Origin of the sequence: Roseovarius litoreus (assembly GCF_900142765.1) — a bacterium.
GTDB lineage: Bacteria > Pseudomonadota > Alphaproteobacteria > Rhodobacterales > Rhodobacteraceae > Roseovarius > Roseovarius litoreus.
Genome location: NZ_FRCB01000005.1, coordinates 95,754 through 112,936, shown reverse-complemented (window position 1 = coordinate 112,936; position 17,183 = coordinate 95,754). Strand labels below are relative to the sequence as shown.

The window sequence follows — 17,183 nt, the reverse complement described above, 5'->3', positions numbered from 1 at the left end:
ACGGGCGCGCAAGATGCGATGGTTGAGATCATTATCGGGGCGGTTCCTCATACTGACGGTGCTCTTCGTGATGCTGGCCGAAGTGCTGATCTTCGTGCCCTCCATCGCGCGCTACCGTGAGGATTTTCTTATCTCGCGTCTGGACCGGTCGCAGATCGCGTCGCTGGCCCTGCTGGCCAAAGAGGATATCAGCCCCGAACTGCAGGACGAATTGCTGCGCAATGCCGGTGTTTTCAACGTGGTGCTACGCCGCGACGAGGCCCGACAACTGGTCCTGTCCTCGCCCATCCCCGCGCCGATCACCGCCACCTATGATCTGCGCGACGCCACCGCGCTCGAACTGATCCGCGATGCGATGATCCGGCTCGCCACGCCCGAACCACAGGTGATCCGGGTGATCGGCAATCCGGTGCGCATGGCGGGTATTCTGATCGAGGTGACACTGGACACACGCGAGTTGCGCGACGCGATGATCGACTACGGCTTGCGCATTCTGTTGCTGTCGGCAGTCATCTCGGCCGTCACGGCGATCCTGCTATTTCTGGCCGTCCGCAGCCTTCTGGTGAAACCGATCAAGCGCGTCGTGGGCCATATGCAATCCTATGCCGCCGCCCCCGAAGACGGGCGCCGCGTCATCACCCCCTCGGCAGGCGTCACCGAATTGCGCGAGGCCGAAGAGACGCTTCAGCTCATGCAGACCCAGCTGACCAGCTCTCTCAAGCAAAAGGACCGTCTGGCGCAACTGGGCGCCGCCGTCGCCAAGGTCAGCCATGACCTGCGCAACATCCTGACATCGGCGCAGCTTTTCACCGACCGCCTGGAAATGAGCGAGGATCCGACGGTCAAGCGTATGGCCCCCAAGCTGGTCAATTCGATCACCCGCGCCGTTCATCTGTGCGAATCCACCCTCGCCTATGGCCGCGCCGAAGAACCCGGCCCCACCCTTGGGCGCGCCTATCTGGCCGATATCGTGAGCGATGTGATCGACAGCGAACGACTGTCCGTGGGCGATGGCGAGGTCAGCTTTTCCGAGGATATCCCCGGCGCCATGACGATCCGCGCCGATGCCGAACAGATCTATCGCGTCATCTCGAATCTGGTGCGCAATGCACGGCAGGCCATCGTCTCGAGCGGCACGCCGGGCGAAATCAACATCGCCGCCCTCGAGACCGAGGCCGACTGGATCATCCGCGTCACCGATACCGGCCCTGGCCTTCCGCCCAAGGCGCGTGAGTTCTTGTTCCAGCCGTTTCATGGCCGAGCCACCAAGGGCGGCAGCGGTCTGGGCCTCAATATCGCCTCCGAGCTGGTGCGTGGCCATGGCGGCGAACTGACGCTGGAACGCTCGGACAAAACCGGCACGGTGTTCAAGATCACGCTTCCCAAGGGCGGTCTGGAAAACACCTGAGTTTTTCTGCCGGACCCCCTTGCATTGCCGGACGGCAAAGTCTACATCCCGCCCTCACGGACCGATAGCTCAGCTGGATAGAGTACCTGACTACGAATCAGGGGGTCGGGGGTTCGAATCCTCCTCGGTCCGCCACTTCCCTCGCATAGCAGGTGATGATGTGGCGCGGTCGCGATGCGCTGACCGCTGAAGCACTCTATTCTACGTGGGGCGCGGCTTGTCGCGCGTCGGCTCACCCCTTATTCCATGTGTCCTCACGTCACCCGTTCTGGAAAATGCGGCATCACCGCTTACCTAGGATGACAACCATATCCGACCGGGGCTTGCGCATGAAACTGACCGTCGACGGCACCGACCACGAGCTCGACATCGAAACCGAGATGCCGCTTTTGTGGGTCCTGCGGGATGAACTGGGCCTCACCGGTGTGAAATACGGCTGTGGGATCGCCCAATGTGGTGCCTGCACGGTGCATATCGACGGGCAGGCGGTGCGCTCCTGTCAGGTTGCCGCGGGCGATGTCTGGGGCCCTGTCACCACCATTCACGGGCTCGGCACCCCCGAGACGCTCCACGCCGTGCAGGCCGCATGGATCACGCATCAGGTGGCGCAATGCGGCTACTGCCAATCCGGTCAGATCATGCAGGCCGCGGCCCTTCTGGCCACGACACCGGCGCCCGATGATGCCGATATCGACGACGCGATGAGCGGCAACCTGTGCCGCTGCGGCACCTATCCGCGCATCCGCGCCGCCGTCAAAACCGCGGCCGCCACGCTGGCAGAGGCCTCGAAATGAGCCGCGCCGCAAAGATCGGGCGCCGCAGCTTCCTGATCGGCTCGGCCGCCGTCGCAGGCGGCGTGGCCTTTGGCGTCGTCCTGTACCGCCGCCCTCATGACAATCCCTTGCTGGACCGGCTGGAACCCGGGCAGGCCGCGCTGACCCCATATGTGCTTGTCACAGCCGACGGCGTGACCCTGATTACGCCACGCGCCGATCTGGGCCAGGGGGCCTATCACCTGCAAGCCGCCTTGATCGCCGAGGAACTCGACGTGACACTCGATCAGGTCACCGTCGATCCCGGCCCGCCCGATCCGGCCTATTACAACACCGCACTCGCAGGTGACGCCGTGCCGTTCCCGGCCACAGATGACGGATTTCTCGCCCGGACCAGCCGCGCGGTGATGGACGCGCCGATGAAATTCATGGGCATCCAGATCACCGGCGGCTCCACCACCGTGCCAGACGCATGGGACAAACTGCGCCATGCCGGCGCCGTGGCGCGCGAAACGCTCAAGGCCGCCGCCGAGGTCAAGACCGGCACGCCACGATCCGCGATGCAGACCGAACAGGGCGCCGTGATCCTGCCCGATGGCAGCCGCCTGCCCTATACCGATCTGGCCACAGAGGCCGCCGCTCTTGAGCCGGTGACAGATGTCGTCCTTCGCGATCCCGCGCAATGGCGCCTGATCGGACAGGATATGCAGCGCCTTGATATCGTGGCCAAATCCACCGGCACCCAAGGATATGGCATCGACCTGAAATTCGACGACATGCTCCATGCCGCCGTGCGCAGCAATCCGCGTCCGGGCGGTGCGATGCTGGCGCATGACGCCACCGCCGCGCGCGCGATGCGCGGCGTGCAGCAGATCGTCCCGATCACCGGGGGCATTGGCGTTCTGGCCGACAACAGCTGGCGCGCGATGCAGGCGGTGCAAGCCATCGAGATCGACTGGGGCCCTGCCCCGTTCCCGCCCGAGATGGACGCGCATTGGCAGGCGCTCGCCGACAGCTTCACCGACGACCGGATCGACAGTCGCAACCGCGACGACGGCGATGTTGACGCGACCCTTGCCGCCTCCGATCAGGTCACCGCCGAATACCGCGCGCCCTACCTCGCCCATGCCCCGCTCGAGCCCGTCAACGCCACCGTGCGCGTCACGCCTGAGCGCGTCGATGTCTGGACCGCCACGCAGATCCCCCGCTTCGTGCAGACCCATGTGGCCGAGATCACCGGCCATGACAGCGCCGATGTGCATGTCCATGTGCAGATGGCCGGCGGCAGCTTCGGTCACCGACTCGAGGATCTGGTGGTGCGGCAGGCGGCCGAACTCGCCATGGCCGCACCCGGCCGTCCGGTCAAACTGACGCTCTCTCGCGAAGAGGACATGGCCCATGACTACCCCCGTCAGATCGCCATGGCGCGTGGGCGCGGCGCGGTTGCCGATGGCCGTGTGATGGCCTGCGATCTGGGCATCGCCATGCCCTCGGTGATCGCCTCGCAGATGGGGCGCCTTGGCCTGCCTGTGGCCGGACCGGATCTTCAGATCGTGGCAGGCGCATGGGATCAGCCCTTCGCGATCCCCCACTACCGCGTCACCGGCTACCGTGCCCCCGCGCTCGCCCCGATCAGCTCGTGGCGATCGGTGGGTGCCTCGACCAACGGGTTTTTCCACGACAGCTTTCTCGACGAGCTGATCCATGCCGCCGGCGCCGACCCGCTGGAGGAACGGCTGCGCCTGTGCACTCACGCCCCCTCGCGCAAGGTGCTCGAAGCGGTCGGCGAGATGTCGAACTGGGGATCGCCACTGCCGCAAGGCCGCGGGCGCGGCGTCGCCTATTGTCTGTCCTTCGGCGTGCCCTGTGCCGAGGTGGTCGAACTCACCGCCACACAGGACGGCATCCGCATCGACAAGGTCTTTGTCGCAGCCGAAGTGGGCCGCGTGATCGACCCGATCAATTTCGAAAATCAGGTGCAGGGCGGCGTGATCTGGGGGCTTGGCCATGCCATCATGGCCGAAACCACCTTCTCCGATGGCCAGACGGAACAACGCAATTTCGACAGTTTCCCGTTCCTGCGCCAATATCAATGCCCCGTGATCACCGTGCGCGGGCTCGAGAACGACAGCCATGTGCGCGGCGTCGGCGAACCCCCGGTGCCCCCGGCCGCCCCGGCGCTCGCCAATGCCATTTTCGCCGCCACCGGGCAGCGCCTGCGTGACATGCCGTTCAACCGACATATCGATTTCGTCTGACGGTCAAGGGCTTGCCCTGCCCCGCGCGCGGTGCTTCATGGTGGTATGCAGCACCCGGCCACCACATCCGCCCTGTTATGCCTTTGCTCCATCGGCGCCTTTGCCGCGCAATGGGCAGGCCTGCCGCTGCCGTTCCTGATCGGCCCCCTGCTGGTCAGCGCGACAATCGCCACCGCCGGTGGCCGGCTCCTGCCCGAGGGGTATGGCTTTCCGAACTGGCTCAGGGTGACGTTCATCACGGTGATCGGGTTGATTATCGGCGCACAGGTCACCGCCGATCTTTTTCAGACCCTGCCCCTGCTGGGCGTCAGCTTCTCTGCTCTGGCTCTATTCGTGGTGCTGTCGCATGGCTTCAACTACGCCGTATTCCGCCTCCTGGGCGGCTATGACAAGGCCACAGCCTTCTACTCCGCCTCACCCGGGGGCCTCTTCGAAGCGCTTGCCATGGGCGAGGAGGCGGGCGCCGATCCGGCCCGCCTGATCCTGCAGCAATTCCTGCGCATCATTCTTGTGGTGACGCTGCTGCCCATCGGCCTGTCTCTCTGGATCGGGGCGCCGATCGGAAGTTCCGCCGGAATGACATTCGCGCGGGATGCCGTGCCATGGTCCAGCCTGCCTCTGATCGCGCTGGCCGGTCTTGCCGGTATCGTCGTCGGACACCTGCTCCGCCTGCCCGCACGGCAACTGACCGGCCCCATGGCTGTCGCAGCAGCCCTGTCGGTCAGCGATCTCTATCACATCGACATGCCTCAATGGCTGGTGAACATCGCACAGATCGTGGTCGGCACGGCGCTTGGCATGCGCTTCACCGGGCTTGGGCCTACGGTGATCCTGCGCGGCGCGCGCCTGTCGTTCATCTCGGTCGGGGGGATGCTTCTGATGGCGGCGGTCTTTGCCGAGGCACTGCATCTTTTCATGGGCGAGCCGTTCGATGTCATGCTCATCAGCTTCGCCCCCGGCGGGGTCACGGAAATGGCGCTTGTCGCCCTGTCGCTGCAAGCCAACCCCGCGCTCGTGACGCTGCATCACATCTGGCGCATCCTCGTGACAGTCATCGGCCTTTCGCTCATCGGACGCCTGCTGCGCCGTCACCTTTGACAGACCGCGCCACCTGCGATATCTGAACGAATGTTCATTTAATGCAAGCGGGGACCTTCCGGAATGCGCATCGACCAGACCTCAGCCATCATCACCGGGGGCGCCTCGGGCCTCGGTGAAGCGACCGCCCGCCATTTCCGCCAGCACGGCGCACAGGTCACCATCCTTGACCGTGATGCCGAACGCAGCGCCGCCACCGCCAGCGAGATCGGCGCGACCTTCGTGGAAACCGACGTCACCGACGAGGCCTCGGTCGCCCATGCGATCGCCACCGCCAAGGCCCATATGGGGCAGATCACGACAGCGGTGAACTGCGCCGGGATCGCCACCGGGGAAAAGACCCTCGGCAAAAACGGCCCGCATGATCTTGCAGCCTTCCAGCGCACCATCGACATCAACCTGATCGGCAGTTTCAACGTAGCCCGCCTGGCCGCCGCCGAGATCGCGCAAAACGCCCCCGGCCCCCATGGTGCGCGCGGCGTCATCATAAACACCGCCTCCATCGCAGCCTTCGATGGCCAGAAAGGTCAGGCGGCCTATGCTGCGTCCAAAGGCGGCATCGTCGGCCTCAGCCTGCCCATGGCGCGCGATCTGGCGCGTGAAGGCATTCGCGTCATGGCCATCGCTCCGGGCATTTTCCTCACTCCGATGATGCAAGGCTTGCCGCAAGAGGTGCAGGACCAGCTGGCGCAGGATGTGACCTTCCCGAAGCGTCTCGGCGATCCGGCGGAATATGCATCGCTCGCCCGCTTCATCGTGGAATGCGACTATCTCAACGGCGAGGTGATCCGCCTTGATGGCGCGCTGCGGATGCAGTGAGAGCTGCTCCCTTCAAAGCGCGCCTTCCGTCTCGATATTTAGCTCCTCGCCACAATGCTTGCAGTGGATCGCATCCACGTCATGCTTGAGCAATCCGCAATTCTGGCATTTGTGCTTGACCTTCGCAGGTGAAAAGATCGCCCTGACCAATTGCAGGAACAGGCCCACCCCCACCACCATGATCCCCACGGACAGCAACCGCCCCATGGTGGTTGTCATGGTGATATCGCCGAACCCGGTGGTGGTCAGCGTCGCCACTGTGAAATAGAGCGCATCCACATAGGTATTGAGGCCCGGCTCATCCCCGCCGCGCAGCGCAAAGACCAAGGCCGTCATCGCAAAGATGAAGACCGTCAGGTTCATCGCGGCGATGATCGCGTCCTCATGTCGGCGAAAGAACAGCACATCGCGGCGCAGATCACGCAGCAGGTGATAGGAATGGATCAAGCGCAGCGACCTGAGCACGCGCAGCACCGCCAGCCCCTGCCCCATGAACGGTGCCGCCACCAGCGAGGCCAGCACGACGATGTCCACCAGGATATAGACCCGCCGCAGCAGCCGAAGGCGCTCCTTTGAAATCCAGAACCGCGCGCCCAGATCCAGCGCGATCAGAAGGCCGATCACGATATCCGCCACCAGGATCCACGGGGCAAAGGCCATGGAGGCCGTGGCCAAAAAGAACAGGATCGTGACAAAATCGAAGATCAGCAGCCCATAGCGGAACCGCGTGGCACGCTTGCTGCGACCCTCGTAAAGCAGCCTGACCTCGTCCTGAAGTGACCTGTTTTCCGTCATGACAGCACCGACGTTATACCGACGTGATACCGACGCAATACCGACACGCCGATTCAGCCGAGATTTTCGGCTTTTTCCTCAAGCGCCATCCACTCGTCCTCGGCGGCACTCAGCGCCGCCTGACGGCTGGTCAAGGCCTCGGTCGCCTTTTGAAACTTGACCGGTTCGCGGGTGAAAAGCTGCGGATCGGCCAGCAGGCTTTCCAGCTTGGCGATCTCGGCCTCCAGTCGCGCGATCTCGTCGGGTAGCGTCTCGAGCCTGTGCTTTTCAGTAAAGGACAGCTTGGATTTGGCGGAGTTTCGCGGGGTGGGCGTCTCTTGCTTTGCCGTTGTTTTTGTGGGCTTTTTAGGCTCTGCCGGGAGTTCTTTCCCGGCCATGGCCTCGGCCCTTTGGGCGCGGTAGTCCGACCATCCACCGGCATAGACCGTCGCCTGCCCGTCGCCTTCCATCGCAATGGTCGTGGTCGCGATCCGGTCAAGGAAATCCCGGTCGTGACTGACCAGAAGAACCGTCCCGTCATAGTCGTCCAGAAGTTCCTGCAACAGGTCGAGCGTTTCGATATCCAGATCGTTGGTCGGTTCGTCCAACACCAGAAGATTGCTTTCCCGCGCCATCAACTTGGCCAGAAGCAAACGCGCTTTTTCCCCGCCTGACAAGGACTTAACAGGCGCTCTTGCCTGCCGCTCATCGAACAGGAAGTCCTTGAGATAGCCAACCACATGTCGCGGCTGTCCACGTACCATGACCTGATCCGCCTGGCCCGAAACGCGCATGTCCTTGTCACCGGTCAGACTGTCCCAGAGCGTCATTTCCGGATCAAGCTGTGCGCGCGCCTGATCGAAGACGGCGGGCATCAGGTTGGTGCCATGCTCGACCGTGCCGGTATCCGGCTCGACCTCTTTCAGAAGCATCTTCAGCAGGGTGGTCTTGCCCACCCCGTTGGGTCCGACAAAGGCCAGACGCTCGCCGCGCTGGATGCGGATCGAGAAATCGCGCAGGATCGGCTTTCCATCGTAAACCTTTGAAATCCCACGCGCTTCAATAACGCGCTTGCCCGATTTCTGCCCAGCTTCCAGCCCCATGGCGGCGGCGCCCTGACGCCTGATCTGAGCCGAACGTTCGGCGCGCATGGCTTGAAGGTTCCGGACGCGGCCCTGATTGCGTTTGCGGCGGGCGCTGATTCCCTCGACGGCCCATCGGGCTTCGGCCTTGATCTTGCGGTCAAGCTTGTGGCGGGCCTGGTCCTCTTCTTCCCACACTTTGTCACGCCAGGCTTCGAACGCGTCGAAACCCTTTTCCTGACGAAGTATTTTTCCCCTGTCTATCCAGAGGGTTGCACGGGTAAGTTCGCGTAAAAACGCGCGGTCGTGGCTGATCAGCACAAAGGCCGCGCGGGTTTGCGTCAACTCGGCCTCGAGCCAGGCGATCGCTTCGATGTCGAGATGGTTGGTCGGCTCGTCCAGCAGCATCAGATCCGGCGCTTCGGCCATCAGTTTGGCCAGCGCGGCCCGCCGTCTCTCGCCGCCCGAGGCGGTTGCGACGGGGGTTGACGGGTCGAACTTGAGACCCTCCGCCGCCATCTCGACACGGTAATGCTCGGCCGGATCAAGCGTGCTGGCGGCAAATTCGCCCAACGTGGAAAACCCTGCCATTTCAGGGTGTTGCTCCATGTATCCAACACTCGTTCCCGGGGGCACCACACGCTCGCCCTTGTCCGCCTCGACAAGACCGGCCATGACCTTCATCAGCGTCGATTTCCCCGATCCGTTCCGCCCCACCAAGGCCACCCGGTCCCCCGGCTGAATGACCAGAGAGACCCCGTCGAAGATCGGCCCTCCGCCGAAGGTGAGCGAGATATCCGAGAGCTGGAGAAGCGGTGCACGTGCCATGAACGCGGGCTATCCCGCGGCCAGGGTGGCGTCAAGCGGTGGCGCAAAAACGCATGTCGGTATCACGTCGGTATCACGTCGGTATCGCGTCGGTGCATCACGGGATCGCCGGAGGGGGCCGCCACGGCGCGCAACAGCCGCTTGCGCGCATCCGGAATGGCGGCGATTTCCAGCCCGGTGAACACATGCAGCGTATCCAGCTGGCGATCGACCACGGCATGATCGCTGACCCACCCGCCCATCAAGAGATAGGTCCGCAGCAAGGGCGGCATCCGCAGCATGGCCAGTCTTGTGTCGGGCCGGCGGCGGGCAAGCTTTTGCGCGAATCGAAAGACCGAGGGTGCCTTGATCCGGGGCAGCCAGCGACGCGGTGCGATATGGCGTGCCGCAAGCATCGCGAAGGCATCCAGATAGGTCTCGGCATCGACGCCTTGAAAGGACGAACAGCCGAACAGCATCTCGACCCCGTGCTGATCGACATAGCGCGTCATGGCCCCCCATGCGACACGCAGGATATCGGGGTCGCGCATGTCTGGATGGATACAGAATCGCCCAAGTTCGATCATCGGACCCTCGAAGGCGGACAAGGCCGACAATTCATAGAATTGCGCCGAATAGCTGCGCTCGATCTCGGCGCCGCCTGTCAGGTGCAGCAGACGAAAGCAGCACACCAGACGGCCGCTATGCTGCTCTTCGACCATGAAATGCGAGCAGGTCGCGTCGAACGGATCGCGGTCCAGCCGGTCGGGATCGGTGGATTTCAGAAAGGCCAGCGCCCTGAGCCGCTGGCAGGCAACCAGATCGGCCGCACTCTGTGCGATCCGTGCCGAGTAGCGCCCCTTGTTCAATGCCGTCATCAGGCCAAACCCCAAGTCACGCCGAAAGCTACTTGGGTATCGCGTATCACACAAGTCGTGACGCAGGCATGACGGACATCAGTTGAAGATATCGCCCGGATCGATATTGCCGATATTGCTGAGCAACTGGCGCAGGAAATTGTTGTCGACCACGGAAGATTCGGTCACCCGGCGCGAGAGCGGCACGACCACACCATCCTCGAGACCGAACCGCTCGATATTGGCGATCGTGTCGGTACTGTCGAAGCTGATGGCGAGCACCTGGCGCTCGACCACCTCGGGGCGGTACATGCCGTATTCGCGGATCCGGCTGCGCACATAGTAGTAATCGCCCTGTTCCAGAACGCCCGAAGTAGAGGGCGGGCCGATCACGTCATCGACGGTCGCACGCGTGTCGACCCCGACGACAAGCTGTTGGAGGTCTTCCTCGGGCGGGATATAGCCGTGGTTCTGGTAGGTCGCGGAACAGGCGGAGAGGGCAAGAACACCAAGCGCAAGCATGGTGCCGCGCAGTCGCTGTCTGATACCAATCATGTCCGCCCTCTTGATCTTGGCACGCATTGCCTTTTATCCCGCTTACAACAAGGTGGGCCACAGGTTCAAGAAAGGAAGAGAGTGCCTTGACGCAAGACAATGTCTCCAACAAGACGGTTTACCGCGTGAAGGACCTTTCGTCCCACAGCCCGACGCAGTTCATTCTACGCCCTTCGAGGGACGAGACTGATGCGATCTGCGGGCAACTTGGGCTTCTGGGGCTGCGCAAATTGTCATTCACAGGCGAGATACGCTCGGTCGGGCGGCGCGACTGGCAGCTTGACGCGCGGCTCGGGGCGACGGTCGTGCAGCCTTGCGTGGTGACGCTGGAGCCCGTGAAGACGCGGCTGGACGAGGACATCACCCGGCTGTTCCTGGCCGAGATGCCGGATGAAGCGCTCGCCGATGAGCAGGAAATGCCACAAGACGACACGCAAGAGCCGTTGGCGGATGTGATCGATGTGGCCGCGGTGATGATCGAGGCGCTGACACTCGCCCTGCCCGACTATCCGCGCAGCGATGCCGCCAGCTTTGACGGGGCCGAGGTCACCCCGCCGGACGCGGAGCCGATCGCCCCCGAAGAACGCAAACCCTTTGCAAAACTCGCCGAGCTGAAAAAGAAACTCGAAGACAAAGGCTGAGCAGGCAAAAAACGGCTTGCTCTGATGGCGATTCACTGTATTTTCGCGCTTCCACCGGAATTTGGGGTTGAACCGCCGGCTCACTACGGATTATGAGCCGCGGACACTCGTGAAACAGGGCTGGTCTGGCCCACAGGAAATTGAGGTTGCGACATGGCTGTCCAACAGAACAAGGTATCGAAATCGCGCCGCAACAATCGCCGCGCCCATGACGCGCTCGTTGCGGCCAACCCCAACGAATGCCCCAATTGCGGCGAGCTGAAGCGCCCGCATCACATCTGCGCGGCCTGTGGCCATTACGCGGATCGTGAAGTGGTCGCGATGGTTGATGACGTCGATCTGGACGACGACGCAGCCTGAGCATCCAGGGGGCGGACGTCCGCATGACCGCAGGAATGGACCATTCTCGCGCGCGCGCCGGACGCACCGTTATCTCCGTAGACGCCATGGGTGGCGATGAAGGGCCGGCAACCGTTGTTGCCGGCATTTCGCTTTCGGCCAAGAAAAACCCCGATATCGGCTTCATCCTGCATGGCCCGAAAGAGGTTCTGGAACCTCTGGTGGCCAAGCGGAGCAACCTTGCGGGGCGCTGCGAGATCAGGCATGCCGCCGATGTCGTGGAGATGGAGGACAAGCCGAGCCACGTGCTGCGCAACGGGCGCGAGACCTCGATGTGGTCGGCGCTGGAATCCGTGCGCAACGGTGAGGCGACGGTCTGTGTGTCGTGTGGCAATACCGGCGCGCTGATGCTGCTGTCGGTGATGCGGCTGCGCAAGCTGGGCGGAATTTACCGGCCCGCCATCGCGGTGATGTGGCCCTCGCGCAATCCGCAAGGGTTCAACATCATGCTGGACGGGGGCGCGGATATCCGGGCCGATGCCAAGGACCTGATGCAATATGCGCTGATGGGAACCTCCTATGCGCGCAATGGATTCGGGCTGGAGCGGCCGAGGGTCGGTCTGCTGAATGTGGGCACCGAAGAGCACAAGGGCCGCGCCGAGCTGAAAGAGGCCTATGACCTCATTTCCGCCAATGCGCGCCATGCGGATTTCGAATTCGTGGGCTTCGTCGAGGGGCGCGATCTGCCGGGCACCGTGTGCGATGTGATCGTGACCGACGGGTTCACCGGCAATGTGGCTCTGAAGACCGGCGAAGGGATCGCGCAACTGATCTCGCAGCTGCTGCGCGAAGCGTTCCGGTATTCACCGCTGTCGCAGCTTGCATCGGTGCTGGCCTATACGTCGCTGCGGCGGCTGAAAAAGCGGATCGATCCGCGCCGCGCGAATGGCGGCGTGTTCCTCGGGCTGAATGGAACGGTGGTGAAATCGCACGGATCGGCCGATCCGACGGGGGTTTCGTCGGCGGTAAAGCTGGCCTATGAGTTGGCGCAGAAAGGCTTTTCGGAAAAGCTGGCTGCAAGGGTTGCATCCGCCAACATGCTTGACCAAGATGCCACAGCAGAAACAAGAAATAACGGTGAAACCGAATGACGCTTCGTGCCGTCGTTGAAGGCGTCGGGCACTACCTGCCGGACCGTATCGTCCCGAACTCCGAGTTTGAAAAGACGTTGGACACATCGGACGAGTGGATCAAAACGCGGTCCGGTATCGAGCGACGCCATTTCGCGGCAGACGGTCAGACGACCTCGGATCTTGCGGCGCGCGCGGCGCGTGCAGCGCTGGAGAATGCGGGGCTGGATGTGGATGCGATAGACGGGATCATCGTTGCCACCTCGACCCCGGACCTGACCTTTCCGTCGGTGGCGACCATGGTGCAGCGCGATCTTGGCATGACACGCGGATTCGGCTTTGACGTGCAGGCGGTCTGTGCGGGATTCATCTATGCGCTGACCAATGCCAATGCGCTGATTCTCGCCGGACAGGCAAAATGTCTGCTGGTGATCGGCGCCGAGACTTTCAGCCGGATCATGGACTGGACCGATCGCTCGACCTGCGTTCTGTTCGGAGATGGCGCGGGCGCAGTGGTGCTGCGCGCGCATGAAGGTGACGGCACCAAGGAGGATCGTGGCATTCTGTCGGCGGACCTGAATTCCGACGGTCGATATCGCGACATGCTCTATGTGGATGGCGGGGTATCGAGCACGGGACATGCCGGCAAATTGCGGATGCAGGGCAATCCGCTGTTCCGGCAAGCGGTGGAAAAACTGACCAGCACCGCCCAGAATGCGCTGGAAAAGATCGGTCTGACGGGAACGGATGTGGACTGGATCGTGCCGCATCAGGCCAATATCCGCATCATCCAGGGCACGGCCAAGAAAATGGGCCTGTCCATGGATCAGGTGATCGTGACGGTGCAGGATCACGGCAACACCTCGGCTGCCTCAATTCCGCTGGCCTTGTCGGTGGGGGTGGCCGAAGGCCGGATCAAGCGCGGCGATCTCGTGCTGTCGGAAGCCATCGGCGGGGGGCTCGCCTGGGGCGCGGTAGTCTTGCGCTGGTGATGTCAAATCGCGCGATATCCGCTTAAAGATACCTCTTCAAGTAGTTGAGATTGACTCGGAAATTCCTTCCGACCTACAGTCTGTGCAAACCAGAGGGATAGAGATGAGCGAAAAGACACTTACCAGAATGGATCTGAGCGAGGCAGTGTTCCGCGAAGTCGGGCTGTCTCGAAATGACTCCGCGGAGCTTGTGGAAAGCGTGTTGGCCCATATGTCGGATGCTTTGGTCCGTGGCGAACAAGTCAAGATTTCGTCTTTCGGAACATTTTCCGTACGCGAAAAATCGGCGCGCGTCGGCCGCAATCCGAAGACCGGAGAAGAGGTTCCGATCAACCCCCGCCGGGTGCTGACCTTTCGTCCCTCTCATCTGATGAAAGATCGGGTCTCGGCCGGCAACAAAAGCTAGGATAAAAGCGGGATATGGCCAAATCCGCCGACGCTTTCCGGACCATCAGCGAAGTGGCCGACTGGCTGGAAACGCCAGCGCATGTTCTGCGTTTCTGGGAAAGCAAGTTCAGCCAGGTGAAACCCGTCAAACGGGCTGGCGGGCGGCGGTATTACAGACCTGCGGACATGGAGCTTCTTGGAGGGATCAAGAAGCTCCTGCATGATGACGGCATGACCATCAAGGGCGTGCAGAAAATCCTGCGCGAAGAAGGCGTGCGGCATGTTGCGGCCTTGTCCCAACCTGTCGATGGCGATCTTGAGGCGTATGTTGACGCTTCAGCCCATGTTGAGGCGTCGGAGGATCGCGCGCAGGACAGCGCGCAGATCGTGGCCATGCAGCCCAACATCGAGGTTGCCGAGGCCGCGCATCGCGAACCTGCGATCGAGCCTGCCGCCGAGGAGGTGACGTCTGCGCAGGTTGAGCCGGACGAGCCACTGGCCGAGGTGCCCGAGACGCCAGCGCAGGACAGTCAGGACAGCGCGCAAGACGACATGTCGCCCGGCGATGACGATGCAGCGGTCGCCGAGGACGCGCCCGAGACTGCGCGCGAAGACGTCGACGCGGCGGCCCCCGTCATGCCCAGCTTCAGCCAGCGCAGGGATATCGCGGACACCGACAAGGCGGTTGAGGCTGAAGCCGAGGTTGAGGCTGCGGTTGAAGCCGTGGCTGAAGATGACGTTGAGGCTGAGATCGACGAGAGCACGCCCGCCGAGACAGCACCGGAGCCACCTGCCCCGCCCGCGCCCAAACCGGCTGTGATCACCCTGCCCGACGATCCCGCCGATGACATGGCGGCCGACGCGGGCCTTTTGTCTCGATTGGCCACGCTGACCGCGCCCGCCACCGAGGAAAGACGTCACCGGATCAGGACCCTGATGGCACGTCTGCGCGAGGTCACGGACCGCCCGGAAAATAGGCGCGACAGCTGAGAGGAAAATTCCAAATTCCTCTTGTTCCCGTTCTCAAAACAGGTATGTAACACCCCAAGTCGGGCTATAGCGCAGTCTGGTAGCGCGTCCGTCTGGGGGACGGGAGGTCGTAGGTTCGAATCCTGCTAGCCCGACCAAATAATCCGTCCCCACTCTTGCTTGTCGACGCTGACCATCGGCGCGCATTCTGCCCGTTACTGTTCGGCACGGGCAATCAGAGGGGACGAGATGACCGGTGTTTTGGCCAGCCAGCAGATTTCGGCTCTGATTGCCGATGGACGGATTTCAGCGACAACAGGCGTTTCCCCGGAACAGATTCAACCGGCCAGCCTTGATTTGCGCCTTGGCGATGTGGCCTACCGCGTGCGCGCGTCGTTTCTTGCCGGTCACGGGTGCACGGTGGCCGACCGGCTGCCCGAATTCGAGATGCACCGCATCGATCTGACGCAAGGCGCGGTTCTTGAGAAAGGCTGCGTCTATGTTGTGCCGCTCATGGAATCGCTGGACCTGCCCGACAGCCTGCAGGCGGTGGCCAATGCAAAATCCTCGACAGGGCGGCTGGATTTGCTGACACGGACGATCACCGATGGCGGCACCGAGTTCGATCGCGTTCCGATGGGCTATTCTGGCCCGCTTTATGCCGAGATATGTCCGCGCTCGTTTTCCGTTCTGGTGCGGCCCGGTATGCGGCTCAACCAGATTCGCTTTCGCGAGGGTCAGGCCGTGCTGGATGACGCCGCGTTGCGCCAGCTGCATGAGGATACCCCGCTTGTCGATGGCGACGCGGTCATCAGCGACGGTCTGGGGTTTTCGGTTGACCTCAAGCCGGCTGCGGGCAGTCTGGTAGGATATCGCGCCAAACCCCATACCGGCATCATCGATCTGGACAGGATCGGCGGCTATGATCCGGCGGAATACTGGGAAGAGGTGCATTCGAGCAAGGGGCGCATCATCCTTGATCCCGGTGCGTTCTATATCCTTGTCAGTCGCGAGGCGGTGCATATACCGCCGGCCTATGCCGCTGAAATGGCCCCGTATCTGGCCATGGTCGGTGAATTCCGGGTGCATTACGCGGGCTTTTTCGACCCCGGTTTCGGCCATGATGCGGCGGGCGGCGCCGGGTCACGCGGCGTGCTCGAAGTACGCTGTCACGAGGCGCCTTTCGTGCTGGAACATGGGCAGATCGTCGGGCGACTGGTTTACGAACGCATGAGCCAGGTGCCTGACCAGCTTTACGGGTCAGGCATCAAGTCCAATTATCAGGGACAGGGCCTTAAGCTCAGCAAGCATTTCCGCGCGGCCTGAGGCGGCGGGAGGATCAGAACTTGCCGAAGCGGCGGCCGATCTTGATCGCCTGACGGGCACGTTGCTGCGTCTTGCGGGTGTCGGGACCCGGTGCCGATGCTCCATCGGGGCCATTGCGTTTGCTCATGGCGTTGATGCCCGCATTCATGCCCTTGCTGACGACGGTTCGCATGACCATGCGCAGGATCATCGTGACGATGCTGTTGACGTTCATAACTGCCTCACTCGTGTTTCAGTGTACCCGTGATCCATCATATAACATGAAATCACGGCGTTTTCAGGGCTTGGAGCCCAAGAGCCTCATCAATCCTCGAAGAGTTCGCTTTGACCTTCGGAGGATTGCTCGTCCGCATCGCTGTCACCCTCGCCCATTTGGGGCATGGCGCCGGGGGCAGGCCTGTTTTCCAGCAAGCCGGCGGCGCGCAGTTCCTTGAGGCCCGGAAGATCGCGGGCCGATTCGAGGCCGAAATGATCGAGAAAGGACTGAGTGACCACGAAGGTCACGGGGCGACCGGGCGTCATCTTGCGGCGGCCGAAGCGGATCCATTCCATTTCAAGCAGTTGATCCACCGTGCCACGGCTGACCGAGACGCCGCGGATCTCTTCGATCTCGGCGCGGGTGACGGGCTGGTGATAGGCGATGATGGCAAGTGTCTCGACCGCGGCGCGGCTGAGTTTTCGGGTCTCAACGGTCTCTTTCTGCATCAGGAAGCCAAGATCCGGTGCGGTGCGCATCGCCCAGGCGTCGCCCACCTTGACGAGGTTCACCCCACGCCCTTCGTATCGTTTGCGCAAATAGACCAGCGCCTCGGCCGCGTCGCAGCCATGCGGCATGCGCGCTTCCATCTCCTTGATGGTCAAAGGCTCGGCGGTGGCGAAGAGGATCGCTTCGCACATGCGCTCCTGTTCGGCTATGGGCGGCGCATCAAATAGGCTTTCTTCTTTTTTATCAGTGTCTTCTGCCATAT

General features: G+C 62.6%; 18 protein-coding genes and 2 tRNA genes. 14 read left to right on the top strand and 6 right to left on the bottom strand.

Annotated features, from left to right (window positions below; genetic code table 11):
- Window positions 1–13: 13 nt before the first annotated feature.
- From F3H35_RS11245 to F3H35_RS11220, 6 genes are all read left to right on the top strand, one after another.
- Window positions 14–1,408 (top strand): sensor histidine kinase, encoded by a 1,395-nt coding sequence (locus tag F3H35_RS11245; RefSeq protein WP_149779685.1) that lies wholly within the window; start codon window positions 14–16, stop codon window positions 1,406–1,408.
- Between the two features lie 58 nt (window positions 1,409–1,466).
- Window positions 1,467–1,543: transfer RNA gene (locus F3H35_RS11240), tRNA-Arg, on the top strand.
- Between the two features lie 194 nt (window positions 1,544–1,737).
- Complete coding sequence (locus F3H35_RS11235) at window positions 1,738–2,202, top strand: (2Fe-2S)-binding protein (protein WP_149779846.1); 465 nt, start codon at window positions 1,738–1,740, stop codon at window positions 2,200–2,202.
- On the top strand, window positions 2,199–4,439 hold the full coding sequence (locus tag F3H35_RS11230; RefSeq protein WP_149779684.1) for a xanthine dehydrogenase family protein molybdopterin-binding subunit: 2,241 nt from the start codon (window positions 2,199–2,201) through the stop codon (window positions 4,437–4,439). The genes F3H35_RS11235 and F3H35_RS11230 overlap by 4 nt, the downstream gene beginning before the upstream one ends.
- A gap of 45 nt (window positions 4,440–4,484) precedes the next feature.
- Window positions 4,485–5,537 carry an AbrB family transcriptional regulator gene (locus tag F3H35_RS11225; protein ID WP_149779683.1) on the top strand — a complete coding sequence of 351 codons (1,053 nt, stop codon included), beginning with the start codon at window positions 4,485–4,487 and terminating at the stop codon, window positions 5,535–5,537.
- A 63-nt stretch (window positions 5,538–5,600) separates the two neighbouring features.
- Window positions 5,601–6,356 (top strand): SDR family NAD(P)-dependent oxidoreductase, encoded by a 756-nt coding sequence (locus tag F3H35_RS11220; RefSeq protein WP_149779682.1) that lies wholly within the window; start codon window positions 5,601–5,603, stop codon window positions 6,354–6,356.
- A 12-nt stretch (window positions 6,357–6,368) separates the two neighbouring features.
- On the opposite strand, the gene F3H35_RS11215 is transcribed toward F3H35_RS11220, so the two are convergent.
- The 4 genes from F3H35_RS11215 to F3H35_RS11200 form a co-directional block, all read right to left on the bottom strand.
- Window positions 6,369–7,151 carry a potassium channel family protein gene (locus F3H35_RS11215; protein ID WP_149779681.1) on the bottom strand — a complete coding sequence of 261 codons (783 nt, stop codon included), beginning with the start codon at window positions 7,149–7,151 and terminating at the stop codon, window positions 6,369–6,371.
- Between the two features lie 53 nt (window positions 7,152–7,204).
- The gene (locus tag F3H35_RS11210) at window positions 7,205–9,040 is read right to left on the bottom strand and encodes an ABC-F family ATP-binding cassette domain-containing protein (RefSeq protein ID WP_149779680.1); all 1,836 of its coding nucleotides are present in this window, start codon (window positions 9,038–9,040) and stop codon (window positions 7,205–7,207) included.
- Window positions 9,041–9,102: 62 nt separating this feature from the next.
- A complete protein-coding gene (locus tag F3H35_RS11205) occupies window positions 9,103–9,897 on the bottom strand; it encodes a GNAT family N-acetyltransferase (RefSeq protein WP_149779679.1) in 795 nt (264 codons plus the stop codon).
- A gap of 78 nt (window positions 9,898–9,975) precedes the next feature.
- The gene (locus F3H35_RS11200; RefSeq protein ID WP_149779678.1) at window positions 9,976–10,431 is read right to left on the bottom strand and encodes an outer membrane protein assembly factor BamE; all 456 of its coding nucleotides are present in this window, start codon (window positions 10,429–10,431) and stop codon (window positions 9,976–9,978) included.
- An 86-nt stretch (window positions 10,432–10,517) separates the two neighbouring features.
- On the opposite strand from F3H35_RS11200, the gene F3H35_RS11195 reads away from it, so the two are divergent.
- The 8 genes from F3H35_RS11195 (at window position 10,518) to F3H35_RS11160 (ending at window position 16,215) form a co-directional block, all read left to right on the top strand.
- Window positions 10,518–11,072 carry a YceD family protein gene (locus F3H35_RS11195; RefSeq protein WP_149779677.1) on the top strand — a complete coding sequence of 185 codons (555 nt, stop codon included), beginning with the start codon at window positions 10,518–10,520 and terminating at the stop codon, window positions 11,070–11,072.
- Window positions 11,073–11,225: 153 nt separating this feature from the next.
- The gene (rpmF, locus tag F3H35_RS11190; RefSeq protein WP_007815550.1) at window positions 11,226–11,432 is read left to right on the top strand and encodes a 50S ribosomal protein L32; all 207 of its coding nucleotides are present in this window, start codon (window positions 11,226–11,228) and stop codon (window positions 11,430–11,432) included.
- A gap of 23 nt (window positions 11,433–11,455) precedes the next feature.
- On the top strand, window positions 11,456–12,562 hold the full coding sequence (plsX, locus tag F3H35_RS11185; protein ID WP_149779676.1) for a phosphate acyltransferase PlsX: 1,107 nt from the start codon (window positions 11,456–11,458) through the stop codon (window positions 12,560–12,562).
- Window positions 12,559–13,533: a beta-ketoacyl-ACP synthase III gene (locus F3H35_RS11180; protein ID WP_149779675.1), complete on the top strand. Its 975-nt coding sequence runs from the start codon at window positions 12,559–12,561 to the stop codon at window positions 13,531–13,533. Before plsX ends, F3H35_RS11180 begins: the two co-directional genes overlap by 4 nt.
- Before the next feature lie 103 nt (window positions 13,534–13,636).
- Window positions 13,637–13,939 carry an integration host factor subunit alpha gene (gene ihfA, locus F3H35_RS11175; protein WP_149779674.1) on the top strand — a complete coding sequence of 101 codons (303 nt, stop codon included), beginning with the start codon at window positions 13,637–13,639 and terminating at the stop codon, window positions 13,937–13,939.
- A gap of 14 nt (window positions 13,940–13,953) precedes the next feature.
- On the top strand, window positions 13,954–14,910 hold the full coding sequence (locus tag F3H35_RS19040; protein WP_223228387.1) for a MerR family transcriptional regulator: 957 nt from the start codon (window positions 13,954–13,956) through the stop codon (window positions 14,908–14,910).
- A 60-nt stretch (window positions 14,911–14,970) separates the two neighbouring features.
- Window positions 14,971–15,047: transfer RNA gene (locus F3H35_RS11165), tRNA-Pro, on the top strand.
- A 91-nt stretch (window positions 15,048–15,138) separates the two neighbouring features.
- Window positions 15,139–16,215: a 2'-deoxycytidine 5'-triphosphate deaminase gene (locus F3H35_RS11160; RefSeq protein WP_149779673.1), complete on the top strand. Its 1,077-nt coding sequence runs from the start codon at window positions 15,139–15,141 to the stop codon at window positions 16,213–16,215.
- A gap of 13 nt (window positions 16,216–16,228) precedes the next feature.
- On the opposite strand, the gene F3H35_RS11155 is transcribed toward F3H35_RS11160, so the two are convergent.
- Complete coding sequence (locus F3H35_RS11155) at window positions 16,229–16,429, bottom strand: hypothetical protein (protein WP_149779672.1); 201 nt, start codon at window positions 16,427–16,429, stop codon at window positions 16,229–16,231.
- 89 nt (window positions 16,430–16,518) lie between these two features.
- Window positions 16,519–17,181 carry an SMC-Scp complex subunit ScpB gene (gene scpB / locus F3H35_RS11150; RefSeq protein ID WP_149779671.1) on the bottom strand — a complete coding sequence of 221 codons (663 nt, stop codon included), beginning with the start codon at window positions 17,179–17,181 and terminating at the stop codon, window positions 16,519–16,521.
- Window positions 17,182–17,183 lie beyond the last annotated feature (2 nt).

Excerpts from the sequence above, each read along its gene's own strand:
- F3H35_RS11245 (WP_149779685.1), top strand. The coding sequence starts at position 14 with ATGCGATGGTTGAGATCATTATCGGGGCGGTTCCTCATACTGACGGTG.
- F3H35_RS11235 (WP_149779846.1), top strand. The coding sequence starts at position 1,738 with ATGAAACTGACCGTCGACGGCACCGACCACGAGCTCGACATCGAAACC.
- F3H35_RS11230 (WP_149779684.1), top strand. The coding sequence starts at position 2,199 with ATGAGCCGCGCCGCAAAGATCGGGCGCCGCAGCTTCCTGATCGGCTCG.
- F3H35_RS11225 (WP_149779683.1), top strand. The coding sequence starts at position 4,485 with ATGCAGCACCCGGCCACCACATCCGCCCTGTTATGCCTTTGCTCCATC.
- F3H35_RS11220 (WP_149779682.1), top strand. The coding sequence starts at position 5,601 with ATGCGCATCGACCAGACCTCAGCCATCATCACCGGGGGCGCCTCGGGC.
- F3H35_RS11215 (WP_149779681.1), bottom strand. The coding sequence starts at position 7,151 with ATGACGGAAAACAGGTCACTTCAGGACGAGGTCAGGCTGCTTTACGAG.
- F3H35_RS11210 (WP_149779680.1), bottom strand. The coding sequence starts at position 9,040 with ATGGCACGTGCACCGCTTCTCCAGCTCTCGGATATCTCGCTCACCTTC.
- F3H35_RS11205 (WP_149779679.1), bottom strand. The coding sequence starts at position 9,897 with ATGACGGCATTGAACAAGGGGCGCTACTCGGCACGGATCGCACAGAGT.
- F3H35_RS11200 (WP_149779678.1), bottom strand. The coding sequence starts at position 10,431 with ATGATTGGTATCAGACAGCGACTGCGCGGCACCATGCTTGCGCTTGGT.
- rpmF (WP_007815550.1), top strand. The coding sequence starts at position 11,226 with ATGGCTGTCCAACAGAACAAGGTATCGAAATCGCGCCGCAACAATCGC.
- plsX (WP_149779676.1), top strand. The coding sequence starts at position 11,456 with ATGACCGCAGGAATGGACCATTCTCGCGCGCGCGCCGGACGCACCGTT.
- F3H35_RS11180 (WP_149779675.1), top strand. The coding sequence starts at position 12,559 with ATGACGCTTCGTGCCGTCGTTGAAGGCGTCGGGCACTACCTGCCGGAC.
- ihfA (WP_149779674.1), top strand. The coding sequence starts at position 13,637 with ATGAGCGAAAAGACACTTACCAGAATGGATCTGAGCGAGGCAGTGTTC.
- F3H35_RS19040 (WP_223228387.1), top strand. The coding sequence starts at position 13,954 with ATGGCCAAATCCGCCGACGCTTTCCGGACCATCAGCGAAGTGGCCGAC.
- F3H35_RS11160 (WP_149779673.1), top strand. The coding sequence starts at position 15,139 with ATGACCGGTGTTTTGGCCAGCCAGCAGATTTCGGCTCTGATTGCCGAT.
- F3H35_RS11155 (WP_149779672.1), bottom strand. The coding sequence starts at position 16,429 with ATGAACGTCAACAGCATCGTCACGATGATCCTGCGCATGGTCATGCGA.
- scpB (WP_149779671.1), bottom strand. The coding sequence starts at position 17,181 with ATGGCAGAAGACACTGATAAAAAAGAAGAAAGCCTATTTGATGCGCCG.